Origin of the sequence: Burkholderia sp. IT-111MI5 (assembly GCF_949752865.1) — a bacterium.
GTDB lineage: Bacteria > Pseudomonadota > Gammaproteobacteria > Burkholderiales > Burkholderiaceae > Burkholderia > Burkholderia pyrrocinia_C.
Genome location: NZ_CATKIF010000003.1, coordinates 113384 through 126942, shown reverse-complemented (window position 1 = coordinate 126942; position 13559 = coordinate 113384). Strand labels below are relative to the sequence as shown.

Sequence of the window (13559 nt, the reverse complement as noted above, 5' to 3'; positions counted from 1 at the left end):
GCGGGATGAGCGTGCGATGACACGGCCGGCAATCGGCGACAGGGGCCGCGATCGCGCATTCGGCACGGCGCTCGTCGCGGTGTTCGCCGCCGCGGCGATGGTCACACTGGCGCAGCACGCGTCGATGGACGCGATGGGCGACGAGCCGATGCCCGGCGGCTGGACGCTGTCGTCGGCGTGGCTGCGGCCATGCGGATGGGGCGCCGGCCGCGCGTTCGCGGCGTTCGCCGGCATGTGGGGCGCGATGACGGTGACGATGATGCTGCCCGTGCTGGCGCCGACGCTCTGGCGGTACCGGCAGAGCGTCGGCCCGCTGGGCGCGGCGCGCTCGACCGGGCTGGTCGTCGTCGCGGGCGCCGGCTATTTCGCGGTATGGATGGCGCTCGGCGCGGTGACGTTTGCGCTCGGCGGGACGCTGACGGCCGCCGCCGCACGGCTGCCGGCGCTCGCCCGTGCGATGCCGTTCACGGCCGGCGCAGTCGTGCTCGGCGCGGGCGTGTTGCAGTTCTCGGCGTGGAAGGCGCGCCGGCTGGCGTGCTGCCGGCACGCGGCGGCGGGCCCGCACCGGTCGCGGGCGGCCGCCGGTGCGGCCTGGCGGCACGGCGTGCGAACCGCGATGCGTTGCGGCGCCTGTTGCGGGAACCTGATGGCGATCGCGCTGGCGGCCGGCATGATGGATCTGCGCGTGACGACCGCCGTGACGGTCTCGATCGCCGCCGAGCGGCTGGCGCCGGCCGGCGAGCGTGTTGCGCGGCTGGTCGGCGGTATCGCGATCGGGGGCGGCCTCGCGATGATCGCGCGCGCGGCCGGGCTGGTATAAGGCCGGGGAGGCGAGCCGATCCGGCGCGTTGCCGGGCCGCGGGCGACCGGTGCCGCGGCTAGCGTGTGGCTCGGCCGCGACAGCCGCAGCTGCCGCGGCGCAGCCCGTTGCGCGAATGGCTCGATGCGGCGGTGAAACGAAAGGCGATCGAAAACGAACCGAACGGCGATCCGAACGATTCGGCCCCCGAACACACGAAAACGGCTAAGCCGTTGTTCGTGTTGTGAAAATTCGCAGCGCTTCGCGTATAATTCGCTTTTGCGCCCATAGGATTTGCCATGCGTCTGATCCAAAAAGCACTCACTTTCGATGACGTGCTCCTCGTACCCGCCTTCTCCGACGTTCTCCCGCGCGACACCAGCCTCAAGACCAAGCTGACCCGCAACATCTCCCTGAACATGCCGCTCGTGTCCGCCGCCATGGACACGGTCACCGAAGGTCGTCTCGCGATCGCGATGGCGCAGCAGGGTGGCGTCGGTATCGTCCACAAGAACCTCACGCCGGCCGAACAGGCCCGCGAGGTCGCGAAGGTCAAGCGTTTCGAGTCGGGTGTCGTCCGTGACCCGATCACGGTGCCGCCGCAAATGAAGGTGCGCGATGTAATCGCGCTGTCGCGCCAGCATGGCATCTCGGGTTTCCCGGTCGTCGAAGGCCCGCAGCTCGTCGGCATCGTCACGAACCGCGACCTGCGTTTCGAAACGCGCCTCGACGAGCCGGTCAAGTCGATCATGACGCCGCGCGAGCGCCTCGTCACGGTCAAGGAAGGCACGCCGCTCGCCGAAGCGAAGGCGCTGATGCACAGCCACCGCCTCGAGCGCGTGCTGGTCGTCAACGACGCGTTCGAACTGCGCGGCCTGATGACCGTCAAGGACATCACGAAGCAGACCGAGCACCCGGACGCGTGCAAGGACGAACACGGCAAGCTGCGCGCAGGCGCGGCGGTCGGCGTCGGTCCGGACAACGAGGAACGCGTCGAGCTGCTGGTGCAGGCCGGCGTCGACGTGATCGTCGTCGATACCGCGCACGGTCACAGCAAGGGCGTGCTCGAGCGCGTCCGCTGGGTCAAGCAGAATTTCCCGCACGTCGAAGTGATCGGCGGCAACATCGCGACGGCCGCCGCCGCGAAGGCGCTCGTCGAATACGGCGCGGACGCGGTCAAGGTCGGTATCGGCCCCGGCTCGATCTGCACGACGCGGATCGTCGCGGGCGTCGGCGTGCCGCAGATCAGCGCGATCGCGAACGTCGCAGAAGCGCTGAAGGGCACCGGCGTGCCGTGCATCGCCGACGGCGGCGTGCGCTTCTCGGGCGACGTGTCGAAGGCCCTCGCGGCCGGCGCGAACGCGGTGATGATGGGCAGCATGCTGGCGGGCACCGAAGAGTCGCCGGGCGACGTGTTCCTGTACCAGGGCCGCCAGTACAAGGCGTACCGCGGCATGGGTTCGGTCGGTGCGATGAAGGACGGCGCGGCAGACCGCTACTTCCAGGACAACTCGGCGAACATCGACAAGCTCGTGCCGGAAGGCATCGAAGGCCGCGTCGCATACAAGGGTTCGGTCAACGCGATCCTGTTCCAGCTGGTCGGCGGCGTGCGCGCCAGCATGGGCTACTGCGGCTGCCGGACGATCGACGAGCTGCACGACAAGGCCGAATTCGTCCAGATCACCGCTGCGGGCATGCGCGAGTCGCACGTGCACGACGTGCAGATCACGAAGGAAGCGCCGAACTACCACGTGGACTGACCGCCGATGAAACCGCTGCTGCGAGCCGTGCTGATCATCGATGCCGTGCTGCTGCTGGCGTTCGGCGTGCTGTTCGTGCTGACGCCCTGGCAGTCGCTCTTCAACGCGCTGCAGCTTGCGAACATCCAGCCGGCGATGCTCGGCCAGGCGTTCGGCATCGCGTTGCTCGGGCTCGCGTGGCTCGCGTTTCATGCGGCGTTCAACGGCGATCTCACGGCGCCCGTCGCGCGGTCGGTCGGCCACGTGTACTGGCTGACCGGCGCGCTGACGATCGTCTGGTCGATCGGCACCGGCAGCGGTCCCGCGCTCGCGGCCGCCGGCCGGGTGCTGTCGGCCGTGGCCGGGGTCGCGCTGATCGTGCTCGGCCTCGGCGGCGTGCGGCTCGCATCGGCCGTGCGCCGGCGCGAGAAGGCGCAGGCGCTCGACGCGCGCGCTCCGGCGCAGCGTCCGGCCGAGCCGGCGATGGCGCCGGCGTCGTCGCCCGCACCGCAGCGCGTCGAACCTGTCGTCAGCCGTCCAGCGGCGCCTGCTGCACCTTCGTCGGCCGCATCCAGCCAATCATCGTCGGGCGGTGTCGCACTCGACGAGCGCCCGCCGATGCAGGATTGACCGGCCATGCGTCGCGCGTGCCGCCTGCCGCCCGACGCCGCTGTCCATGCTATTGACGCAGCGCTTGATGCGCTGCTTTTCTTATTCTCTTCATCCCGTCCGCAGCCATGCACGACAAAATCCTGATTCTCGACTTCGGTTCGCAAGTCACCCAACTGATTGCGCGACGCGTGCGTGAAGCGCACGTCTACTGCGAAATTCATCCGAACGATGTGTCCGACGACTTCGTCCGCGAGTTCGCGCCGAAGGCGGTGATCCTGTCGGGCAGTCACGCGAGCACGTACGAAGACCACCAGCTGCGCGCGCCGCAGGCCGTGTGGGATCTCGGCGTGCCGGTGCTCGGCATTTGCTACGGCATGCAGACGATGGCCGTGCAGCTCGGCGGCAAGGTCGAGTGGAGCGACCATCGCGAATTCGGCTATGCGGAAATGCGCGCGCACGGCCATACGCGCCTGCTCGACGGCATCGAGGATTTCACGACGGCCGAAGGCCACGGGATGCTGAAGGTCTGGATGAGCCACGGCGACAAGGTCGCCGAGCTGCCGCCGGGCTTCGCGCTGATGGCGTCGACGCCGAGCTGCCCGATCGCCGGCATGGCCGACGAGGCGCGCGGCTACTACGCGGTGCAGTTCCACCCGGAAGTCACGCACACGGTGAAGGGCCGCCAGATCATCGAGCGCTTCGTGCTGCAGATCGCCGGCGCGAAGCCCGACTGGATCATGCGCAACCACATCGAGGAAGCCGTCGCGAAGATCCGCGAGCAGGTCGGTGACGAGGAAGTGATTCTCGGCCTGTCGGGCGGCGTCGATTCGAGCGTCGCGGCCGCGCTGATCCATCGCGCGATCGGCGACCAGCTCACCTGCGTGTTCGTCGACCACGGCCTGCTGCGCCTGAACGAAGGCAAGATGGTGCTCGACATGTTCGAGGGCCGCCTGCACGCGAAGGTCGTGCACGTCGACGCGTCCGACCAGTTCCTCGGCCACCTGGCCGGCGTGACCGATCCGGAAGCGAAACGCAAGATCATCGGCCGCGAGTTCGTCGAGGTGTTCCAGGCCGAGGCGAAGAATCTGTCGAAGGCGAAGTGGCTTGCGCAGGGCACGATCTATCCGGACGTGGTCGAATCGGGCGGCACGAAGACGAAGAAGGCGACGACGATCAAGAGCCACCACAACGTCGGCGGCCTGCCGGAAACGCTCGGCCTGAAGCTGCTCGAGCCGCTGCGCGACCTGTTCAAGGACGAAGTGCGCGAGCTGGGCGTCGCGCTCGGCCTGCCGCCGGAGATGGTGTACCGCCATCCGTTCCCGGGCCCGGGCCTCGGCGTGCGGATCCTCGGCGAAGTGAAGCGCGAATACGCGGACCTGCTGCGCCGCGCGGACGCGATCTTCATCGAAGAGCTGCGCAACACGACCGCGACCGCGCAGGATGCGGCTGCGGGCCTGTGCGGCGAGGCCGATGTCGGCAAGAGCTGGTACGACCTGACGAGCCAGGCGTTCGCGGTGTTCCTGCCGGTGAAGTCGGTCGGCGTGATGGGCGATGGCCGCACGTACGACTACGTGACGTCCCTGCGCGCGGTGCAGACGACCGACTTCATGACCGCACACTGGGCGCACCTGCCGTACGCGCTGCTCGGCCGCGCGTCGAACCGGATCATCAACGAGGTGCGCGGGATCAACCGGGTGGTGTACGACATCTCGGGGAAGCCGCCGGCGACAATCGAGTGGGAGTGATTCGGCGTCCGGCATGTACCGGACGACCTGATAGCAGAACACATCAAAGCCCGCTTCACAGCGGGCTTTTTTGTTTTTTGGCTCGGCCGGCGCCACAGCCCGATTCGTGCATCGCGCGGATTTCGTGTTTCGTCGACAAGAACGGCCGAGAACACGCGTGCGCCATGAGGCGTCATGGCTGCCTTGATTTCCGCTCGCGTTTGACCAGCGGCTTCGCTCATCGACTGCGCCATGCCGTACTCAATCGGTATCTGCAACAAGTTGCAGCGCATAAGGCGCGGATTTGAAACAGCGTCCACGTGCTCGCGTAGCGAGACCACTTGACAGAGAGGTCGGCAAGCGACGTGCCGCGACCCCTCCCAATTTGCCGCGACTGTAATCGAGTGTAATTGATTGCGCTGCGCCCGCGGCCTATTTTCTTCCCGGCAGGTGCGCTTCGCGGATGACTGGCTCAAGCCACCGCGGAGGTTGTGATGAACGTTATCGATGCGTGACTCGTACAAGCCAGATTCGGGCTATACGACCCTGGTTTTCGGTTTTTCAACTCATAGCAGGAGAAATTGTCATGTCGAACGAAAAATTCAGCGAAATGCAGAAGCTTGCGGAGAAGGCGGACGGTTGGAAACGCGTAGACGTTGAGTCAATCCAGCTGGGCTATTTTGACAAGCAGAATACCCTTCCTTTCATGCTCAATAACGAGGGGGCGAATTCGTTTGCAGTGGATGCAACGAACACGGCGTTGCTGATCCAGATTGGAGGCGCGCTCACCGCGCTTGGACAGAAGAAGAAGGTCGTGGCCTATCTGGGAAACCTCAACCACGGTGGTACCCTCGAAATGCTTCTTGTTGACCTCAAGTAGTACAAAAAACAAGTCGCGACTCGGTTAGTCAGCGTCGTGGGCGGCCATAAAATGGCCGTCCTGCCGTTTCCTTGTATTCGGTGTTGACTGGAAGACCGTTGCGACGGGAAAACGGCTTGGCAGGTTGCCAACCCGCCTTTCGTTATCCGATTGCGCAAGTCAGAACCATCGCGCCCCGGATCCTCACACGCGCGCGCGCGCGAGCGAACGCAAGTACATCGGCACCTTCGCCTTCGCCGTTGCCTGGACACGTGTCATGAGCGCGTGATCGATACGATCCAGCCCGTAGGTCCGGGCAATGTCCTGCTGCAGCCTGCACCACAGATGGCTGGCCATTTCTGCATCGACCATCGCCCGGTGCGCGCGTCCTGATTTCGGCAACCGCAGCATGTCCGCGAGGCTCGACAGGCGATGACTCAGCGCGTCCGGGTAGATGCGTCGCGCCACGAGCATCGTGCAGGCAAAGGCATGCTCGGTCGTCATGCCGAGCAGCCCGAGCTCCGCCTGCCAGAACCGTTTGTCGAAACCGGCGTTGTGAGCCACGACCGCATGTTTGCCGACGAACGCAGCCGCTTCCTTCATGACTTTCGATGCCGGCGGAGCCGATGCGATCATTTCGTTCGTAATGCCGGTCAGCGCGACGACATCCGACGGTATGTGCCTGCCTGCATTCATCAGACTCTGGAAACGGTCGACGACTTGTCCGTCCCGGAGGAGGATGACGGCGATTTCGGTCGCACGATCACCCAGGTTCGGCGAAAGTCCGGTTGTTTCGAAGTCCAGTACCGCAACGGTTTGCATGGTCGAATCCTGTTGCTTCACGCGGTGTCGTTCAGAGAGGCCGAGAGGTTAGCATCTCCCGGCCCACGACAGACTCGTCCAGCCCGAGAAACGATCATCCGTGCGACGCATGCCGACCCGATCGATGCCTCGGGCCGCGCGCGAATGCGTCTTGATCCGTCGTTGACCAGGCAGGACACACGACGCTGCATCAGAGGGCTGGCTACCGGCAGACCCGCGCATCATGCCCCAAGCCCGTTTCCGCCTTCGACGATCCGGATCGGGCCCGTGGCGTGTCCCGCACTCTGCCCGAGACTGAACTCGATCAGCGCTTCGTAAAGCTCCCGTTGCCCGGCTGGCAGCACGGGCAGCAGCGTCTCGCGCCGCTTGTCCGCATCGAACATCGATTCCACCAGCCATCCCGTCAGATAGAGCGACGCAAGGCATCCGCCCGCGGTCGCGACGTTGCCGTGGCACACCAGCGGCTGGTCCATCGCTTGCAGCTCGAGTGCCTGCAAATCCGCGCGCGCGTCGGGGTGCGTCGTGGCGCGGCGCTGGGGCAGCAGCCCGAGCCGTTCGAGAATGAAGGCGCCGGCGCAGATCGACCCGACAAGCTGGCGTTCGGGATCGAAATCGAACGACGGCAGAAAATCGGGATCGGCGAGCGCGGCCGGTACGCCTTCCTTGCCGCTCGAAAACAGGACGGCGTCGGCGCAATTGGCGTCGGCGAGCGGGCCGTGCGTCGGGATGGCCAGACCCTGGGCGGAATGCAGCACCGGCTGCGCACCCAGGATCCGGACGCGCCAGTCCTTGCTGTTGCGACCGAGAATGTCCCACATCAGGAACAGGTCGATATCGGTGAACCGGTCGAATGCGACGAGCGCGATGTCTTTCAAGGCGGACTCCATGCGTAGTGGCGCGCTGCCGGAAGCGGCGGCGGCCGTGATAGAGTTCGCAGCCTATCTGTCCATGCCGCACCATACACAGCCTGTATGGCGATGACGATGAGCACACTGACGCGAAACGACTGGATTGCCGCAGGCTTCGACGCCCTCGACGGGGAAGGGTATGCGGGCATTTCTGCCGAGAGCCTCGCACGACGGCTGAACGTGACGCGCGGATCGTTCTATCACCACTTTCGCCATCGCGAAGACTTCGTCAGGACGTTGCTAACCGCGTGGGAGGACGACTACACCGCGCGCATGCTTGCGTATGCGGCGGAGGGCCACGGTGCCGGCGACACGCTGGCGCGTTACCTTCGCATTGCCGCCGAGAAACGGCCGGGGCGTGAAATCGCGATTCGCGCATGGGCATTGCACGATCCGCTGGTCGCGGAATTCCTGCAGCGCGTCGACGCGGCGCGGCTCGCGTTTGCGATCGAGACGTCGCGCCGGCTGGTGCGCACGCCGGGTGAGGCCGAGATCGTCGGGCAGGCCGTGCACTTGTGCCTGATCGGCGGACAACAGGCGGGGCTGCGGCGCGATGCCGACCGGTTCAACAGTTTCATGCAGCGCGCTGTTTCAATGGTCGAACGTGTGTTGCCGATGCGTCGTGCATGACGCGCGACGTGGCAGCGTACCGGCAGCGCGTGCTGCATGAATGGAGCGAACCTGGTATCAGTTAGGCGCGTTCGCGTGCCCGGTGCGTATGACGTGGAGGGCGGCGCGATATCCCGCGCCGGCCACGGTCATGCGTGCTGCGGCGAGGCGGGCGGTGCCGCGCGATAGCGCAGGTGAATCAGCGGATAGGCTCGCCCTTGTCCATCGAGCGCCGATCGCCCGCAGCGCTCGAAGCCGAGCCGTTCATAGAATCCCGCTGCCGATTCGTTCTGCTCGTTGACGTCGGTCGACAGGTCGGAATGACGCCTGAGCGCATCTTCCACGAGCAGCCGCCCGACACCTGCGCCATGGTGAGCGGGATCGACGAACAGGGCTTCCATGTGACTGCCGTCGAGCAGCATGAAGCCGATCGGGCGGTCGTCCTCGTCGACGGCGAGATCAAGCGGCGCACCGGGCAGGAACGCGACAACGTCGGATTCGATCGCACGACGGTCGTCGTCGCTTAGGAAGTGATGCGTGGCGTCGACTGCGTTGCGCCAGATATCCAGCACGCGTGCGCCGTCGGCCTCGGTGGACCGGCGAATTCTGATCATGGGTTGACCTGTTTTGATTTGTCATTTGAAGGTCGGCGGGTAACCGACCCCGTCACGGCCCCGATCGGGCTGATCGCAAGGGAAGCGGGAAAGACGGCGTTGTTTCAGGTAATGGCCGGATGCCGTGCGTCGCCAAGGGCCGCCGCGCGCTCGATCACTCGTCGCGCGACGTCGCGAACGCCCGCGCTCGTCGGCAGATCATCGCGGTCGAGCTCGGCGTGCTCGGCCACGCGCGCGCCGGCGTCGCGCAGCGCATCGTCGCTGCCGTGCGACCGGCTCCATACGACGAGCGGCGTGCCGGCCCGCGCGAGATTGAGCGCCATCGGCGTGCCCATTACGCCGAGGCCGATGAATCCGGTTTCGGTTTGCATGTTCTGGCTGCCACTGTGGGTGGAGACAATCGTGGGCGTCAGTATCGCAGCGTTTCCGCACGACTGCCATGTCGTCGGCGCACCCGCGGGAGCCACGTCACGGCCGCGCCGTCATATCCGCCAGATACGGCCACGGATAGATGCCGCGCGCATGGCCGTCGCCGAACAGGGCGCGGATGCCGTAGCCGGCCGCTTCGAGGCTGTCCAGCGTCAGGTCGGGCTGCGCATCGACACGACCACCGTCGAGCCGGATCCTTCGGCATTCCGCACACGGGCACTCACCGCGCAACCGCGCATAGCCGATACGTTGCGTGCGGCCGTCCGGCCAGCGGAGTGTCAACGTGCGTGCCTGGTGATCGAATGCGATTTCGATCGGCGAGATCATCGCGACGCCTCGTCGATTTGCCGGATCGCGATTCGCACCGCCTTGCGTACTTCCGGATCGTGATCGTCCAGCGCGTGCGTGAGCGCGGGCAACGTCGCGCGGTCGCGCAATTCGCCGAGTGCAAGCGCGGCTTCCTTGCGCAGATTGCTGATCGCGTGCGAGAGCAGCGCGACGACGGCCGGCGCTGCGGCAGCATCGCGCAACTGCCCGAGCGCACGCGCGGCACGCAAGCGCACTTGCCAGTAGTCGTCGTCAAGCGCGGCGACGAGTGGTTCGCGGGCGGCCGTGATGCGCAACTTGCCGAGCGTCGTGGCGGCCTCCTCGCGCACCTGCCATACCGTGTCCCGCAGTGCCGCAAGCAACGCAGCGACGACGGTCGTGTTGCCGGGTGTCGCGAACCCGATCGCGCCGACCGCAACACGCCGCACGTCCGCATCGGCATCGGTCGTCGCGACGCGCGCGAGCGGCGACAACGCGCGTATATCCCTGAGCCAGCCGAGCACGGCGACGGCCTCGGCACGCACGGCGGTGGCGTCGGCGTCGAGCGCGCGTAACGCAGGCGCGAACGCATCGGGGGCGCGCAACTCGCGCAGCCCGCGCAGCACTGCGCTGCGCACGTACGGCTCGGGCCGGTCGGCCCAGCTGCAAAGCACGGCGCCCGATGCCGCGTCCTTCAGTTCGGACAGGCTCTGCGCAGCGGTCGCGCGCACACCGTCGTCCTGATCGAGCAGCGCGCGGCACAGCGCATCGACGACGTCGGGCTGTTCCCATGCGCCGAGTACACGGGCCGCCTCGCTGCGCACGTCGGCCGACGGGTCGTCGCGCAGCGCCGCGACGAACGCGGGGATGAAGCCGGATTCCTCGAGATCGGCGAGTTCGAGCAGCGCGATGCGGCGCACGGATGCGTCGGGTGCAGCGAGGCGGGCGACGAGCGCGGCACGATCCGGATCGTGTGTGCCGGGCAGCGAGGAGGTGGAAGAGAAAGCGGTCATGGGAAGAAGGTCGGTTCGATGAAAGAGCGGCTGCTCGCGGAGCGCGGTGCATGGGCGGCGCGGTATGGCGACGCGAATCTGGCGAACGCCGGCCCGGCCGTCACGTCGTCGATGCACGGCTCCCGCGAGCAGCACGACGACGATCGGCGTGCGCCCGGTCAGCGCAGCAGGTAAGGGATCTCGACCTTGACCGCACCGGTCGGGCAATCGCGCTCGCACGGCATGCAGTACCAGCATTCGTCGAACTGCATGTAGGCCTTGCCCTTGGTCACGTCGATCGCGAGCAGGTCGAGCGGGCACACGTCGACGCAGACGGTGCAGCCCTTGTCTGCGATGCACAGCGTCTCGTCGATCGTGACGGGCGCGCTGCTGCGCTGGAAGATGTCGTGCGGGGTATGGGGCATGGTAAGGCTCCTCAGAGAGCGGCCGCGAGCGCGGCCGGTTCACGGATGCGCAGATGCGCGTAGGCGCCGCGTTCGTCGTCGGCCAGCGGCACGATGTAAGGCTCGATCGGCCGCTTCTCGCTGCGCATCGCGCCGTAGGCATCCTTGCGCAGCCACGTATGGCAGAACCATTCGGCGTCGTTGCGGTGCGGATAGTCGACGCGATGGTGGTACAGCCCCCAGCGGCTCTCGGTGCGGAACAACGACGCGCGCGCGGCCATTTCCGCGCAGTCGCGGATCGCCCGCACTTCGGCCGCGCGCATCAGTTCGTGAGGGTGGCTCGCCTTTATTTCTTCGATATCCTCAGTAATCTCGTCAAAACGCTGCAGCCCGATTTCCATCTTGCGCGTCACCTTCGGCGGTTGCAGATAGTCGTTCACCATGCGGCGCAGCTTGTATTCCACCTGCGCCGGCGCCAGGCCGCGCTCGCGTAACAGCGGGGCGAACACGCGTGTACGTTCGGCGTCGACCTGTTCGTCGTCCACCGGTGCATGGTCGCGGCCGGCCACGTAGTCGGCCGCGTTCTGCCCGGCGAACCAGCCGTACGTGAAAGCGCCGAGCATGTAGTTGTGCGGGACGGCGGCCATGTCGCCGGCGGCGTAGAGCCCGGGCACGGTCGTCTCCGCGCGTGCGTTCACGTAGACGCCCGACGCGCTGTGGCCGCTGCAGAAGCCGATCTCGGAGATGTGCATTTCGACCATCTGGCTGCGGTAGTCGGTCCCGCGCCCCGCATGGAAGCGGCCGCGGCTCGGCCGCTCGTTCGTATGCAGGATCTGCTCGATGGTTCGGATCGTTTCTTCCGCGAGGTGGTCGAGCTTCAGGAACACGGGGCCGTTGCCGCTTTGCAGTTCCTGATAAAACTCCCACATCATCTGGCCGCTCCAGTAGTCGCACTCGATGAAGCGCTCGCCCTTGCCGTTCGCGGTGAAGCCGCCGAGCGGGCCCGTCACGTACGCGCATGCAGGGCCGTTGTAGTCCTTGATCAGCGGATTGATCTGGAAGCATTCGAGGTTCGCGAGCGCGGCGCCCGCGTGATAAGCCATCGCGTAGCCGTCGCCCGCGTTGGTCGGGTTCTCGTACGTACCCATCAGGTAGCCCGACGCCGGCAACCCGAGCCGGCCGGCCGCGCCGCAGCAGAGAATCACGGCCTTCGCGCGGATCACGTGGAACTCCGCGGTGCGGCAGTCGAAACCGAGTACGCCGCTCGCGCGGCCGTGCGCGTCGGTCAGCACGCGCGTCGCGACGATCCGGTTCGTGATCGCGATGCGTGCGCGCTTCAGTTGTCGGTACAGCACCTTCTTGATGTCGTGTCCTTCCGGCATCGGCAGCACGTACGAGCCCATGTGATGGACCTTCTTCACTGCATAGTCGCCGGTGCCGTCCTTCTCGAACTTCACGCCCCAGCGGTCGAGCTGTTCGATCGTCGCGAAGCTGTGCGTCGCATACGCGTACACGGCTTCCTGGTCGACGATGCCGTCGTTGGCGATCGTGATCTCGCGCGTGTACTGCTCGGGCGTCGCATGCCCGGGGATGACTGCGTTGTTCAGCCCGTCCATCCCCATCGAGATCGCGCCGCTGCGCTTCACGTTGGCCTTTTCGAGCAGCAGCACGCGCAGGGACGGGTCGCGTTCCTTCGCCTTGATCGCCGCCATCGGGCCGGCCGTGCCGCCGCCGACCACGACGACGTCGTATTCGTGCAGATGGGTATTCATTTCGGGTTCCTTGCAGGTTTGCGGGCCTTCTGCCGGTCGATGCGCAACCGGTACTGGAAGGCGTCGCCGCGGAAGTAGAGGTATTCGTAGTCGATCGGTGCGCCCGATGCGTCGTGCGTGAGGCGCTCGATGCGCAGCACGGGGCTGCTTTCCTCGACGTGCAGCGCGTCGACGATCTCGTCGTCGGCGAGGATCGCGTCGATCGACACGTCGGCATGACCGAGCGGGATGCCGCAGTCGTTTTCCAGGATCAGGAAGACGTCGCGGGTCGCGAGATCGGTGCCCGCAAGACGCTTGCCGAGCGCTTCGGGCACCCAGGTCTGTTCGAGCGACACGGGCTCGCGGTTCAGCAGCCGCACGCGATGGATCTCGACGAGCGGCGCGCCTTCCGGCACGTTCAGCTTCGTCGCGAGATGGCGATCGGCCTTCACGGTGCGAAAGCTGCGCAACTGGTTGACGATCTCGTAGCCCATCGACGACATCGCCTCGGCGAACCCCTGCAGCGACGTCACGTTCTGGAACGCCTTCGGCTTCGACACGAACGTGCCCTTGCCGTGCAGCTTGAACAGCAGGCCTTCCTTCTGCAGGTCGCCGAGCGCCTGGCGCACCGTGATGCGGCTGACGTCGAACATCGCGCAGAGTTCGTGCTCGGACGGCATCCTGCTGTGCGGCGCATGGGTGCCGTCGAGAATGCGCGCGCGCAGCGTGTCCTTGATCTGCACGTAGAGCGGGGCCGCCGACAGCGGGACGACGTTGGTTGGAGGCATCGGTCAACTTGTTATGACAAGATGGTCCGAGTGTAGCCAGCGCGATCGTGCGTCCAAACCAACCATTTCTGATTTCGACTTTCCGAAATCGGAAAAGCGGGGCGGCGGGCCGGAGGGGCGCTCCTGCGTTCGGTGTTCGAACGATCCGCCCGTTGCCAGCCGCGCGGATCGGCTGACAATCCAAAAAATCGCCGGCGCGTGCG

At 66.4% G+C, this 13559-nt stretch carries 15 protein-coding genes and 1 pseudogene; 7 read left to right on the top strand and 9 right to left on the bottom strand.

Annotated features, from left to right (window positions below; genetic code table 11):
* The first annotated feature begins 16 nt into the window (after nucleotides 1-16).
* The 5 genes from ACM6JT_RS02585 (at nucleotide 17) to ACM6JT_RS02565 (ending at nucleotide 5754) form a co-directional block, all read left to right on the top strand.
* Entirely contained in the window at nucleotides 17-820 is an 804-nt protein-coding gene (locus ACM6JT_RS02585) for a DUF2182 domain-containing protein (protein ID WP_414855932.1), read from the top strand.
* A gap of 278 nt (nucleotides 821-1098) precedes the next feature.
* Nucleotides 1099-2559, top strand: a complete 1461-nt coding sequence (guaB, locus tag ACM6JT_RS02580; RefSeq protein WP_034181136.1) for an IMP dehydrogenase — start codon at nucleotides 1099-1101, stop codon at nucleotides 2557-2559.
* 6 nt (nucleotides 2560-2565) lie between these two features.
* Nucleotides 2566-3168, top strand: a complete 603-nt coding sequence (locus ACM6JT_RS02575) for a hypothetical protein (RefSeq protein ID WP_034181137.1) — start codon at nucleotides 2566-2568, stop codon at nucleotides 3166-3168.
* A gap of 107 nt (nucleotides 3169-3275) precedes the next feature.
* Entirely contained in the window at nucleotides 3276-4895 is a 1620-nt protein-coding gene (gene guaA / locus ACM6JT_RS02570; protein WP_131948660.1) for a glutamine-hydrolyzing GMP synthase, read from the top strand.
* A gap of 565 nt (nucleotides 4896-5460) precedes the next feature.
* On the top strand, nucleotides 5461-5754 hold the full coding sequence (locus ACM6JT_RS02565) for a hypothetical protein (RefSeq protein ID WP_034181139.1): 294 nt from the start codon (nucleotides 5461-5463) through the stop codon (nucleotides 5752-5754).
* A gap of 183 nt (nucleotides 5755-5937) precedes the next feature.
* Here ACM6JT_RS02565 and ACM6JT_RS02560 read toward each other — a convergent pair whose 3' ends face one another.
* Nucleotides 5938-6555 carry a PolC-type DNA polymerase III gene (locus ACM6JT_RS02560; RefSeq protein WP_414855955.1) on the bottom strand — a complete coding sequence of 206 codons (618 nt, stop codon included), beginning with the start codon at nucleotides 6553-6555 and terminating at the stop codon, nucleotides 5938-5940.
* Nucleotides 6556-6776: 221 nt separating this feature from the next.
* A complete protein-coding gene (locus ACM6JT_RS02555) occupies nucleotides 6777-7442 on the bottom strand; it encodes a DJ-1/PfpI family protein (protein ID WP_414855931.1) in 666 nt (221 codons plus the stop codon).
* A 96-nt stretch (nucleotides 7443-7538) separates the two neighbouring features.
* On the opposite strand from ACM6JT_RS02555, the gene ACM6JT_RS02550 reads away from it, so the two are divergent.
* On the top strand, nucleotides 7539-8093 hold the full coding sequence (locus ACM6JT_RS02550) for a TetR/AcrR family transcriptional regulator (RefSeq protein ID WP_414855930.1): 555 nt from the start codon (nucleotides 7539-7541) through the stop codon (nucleotides 8091-8093).
* Nucleotides 8094-8221: 128 nt separating this feature from the next.
* Here the strand turns inward: ACM6JT_RS02550 and ACM6JT_RS02545 are convergent, their stop codons facing one another.
* The 4 genes and pseudogenes from ACM6JT_RS02545 to ACM6JT_RS02530 all read right to left on the bottom strand — a co-directional run bounded on the left by ACM6JT_RS02545 (nucleotide 8222) and on the right by ACM6JT_RS02530 (nucleotide 10434).
* Entirely contained in the window at nucleotides 8222-8686 is a 465-nt protein-coding gene (locus tag ACM6JT_RS02545; protein WP_217589420.1) for an acetyltransferase, read from the bottom strand.
* Nucleotides 8687-8898: 212 nt separating this feature from the next.
* Nucleotides 8899-9057 (bottom strand): annotated as a pseudogene (locus tag ACM6JT_RS02540) (NAD(P)-binding domain-containing protein); the annotation flags it as partial.
* A 97-nt stretch (nucleotides 9058-9154) separates the two neighbouring features.
* On the bottom strand, nucleotides 9155-9442 hold the full coding sequence (locus tag ACM6JT_RS02535) for a gamma-butyrobetaine hydroxylase-like domain-containing protein (RefSeq protein WP_034181144.1): 288 nt from the start codon (nucleotides 9440-9442) through the stop codon (nucleotides 9155-9157).
* Nucleotides 9439-10434, bottom strand: coding sequence for a HEAT repeat domain-containing protein (locus ACM6JT_RS02530; RefSeq protein WP_414855929.1), 996 nt, complete (start codon nucleotides 10432-10434; stop codon nucleotides 9439-9441). Before ACM6JT_RS02530 ends, ACM6JT_RS02535 begins: the two co-directional genes overlap by 4 nt.
* A gap of 18 nt (nucleotides 10435-10452) precedes the next feature.
* Between ACM6JT_RS02530 and ACM6JT_RS02525 the strand changes: the two genes are divergently transcribed.
* Nucleotides 10453-10608: a hypothetical protein gene (locus ACM6JT_RS02525; RefSeq protein ID WP_165948138.1), complete on the top strand. Its 156-nt coding sequence runs from the start codon at nucleotides 10453-10455 to the stop codon at nucleotides 10606-10608.
* On the opposite strand, the gene ACM6JT_RS02520 is transcribed toward ACM6JT_RS02525, so the two are convergent.
* From ACM6JT_RS02520 to ACM6JT_RS02510, 3 genes are read right to left on the bottom strand one after another with little or no spacing between them, the layout of a single operon-like run.
* Nucleotides 10593-10838: a ferredoxin family protein gene (locus ACM6JT_RS02520; RefSeq protein ID WP_131948657.1), complete on the bottom strand. Its 246-nt coding sequence runs from the start codon at nucleotides 10836-10838 to the stop codon at nucleotides 10593-10595. The two genes, ACM6JT_RS02525 and ACM6JT_RS02520, sit on opposite strands and share 16 nt — an antisense overlap.
* Before the next feature lie 11 nt (nucleotides 10839-10849).
* Entirely contained in the window at nucleotides 10850-12589 is a 1740-nt protein-coding gene (locus ACM6JT_RS02515; RefSeq protein ID WP_414855928.1) for a fumarate reductase/succinate dehydrogenase flavoprotein subunit, read from the bottom strand.
* Complete coding sequence (locus ACM6JT_RS02510) at nucleotides 12586-13356, bottom strand: GntR family transcriptional regulator (RefSeq protein ID WP_414855927.1); 771 nt, start codon at nucleotides 13354-13356, stop codon at nucleotides 12586-12588. The genes ACM6JT_RS02515 and ACM6JT_RS02510 overlap by 4 nt, the downstream gene beginning before the upstream one ends.
* Nucleotides 13357-13559: the final 203 nt, after the last annotated feature.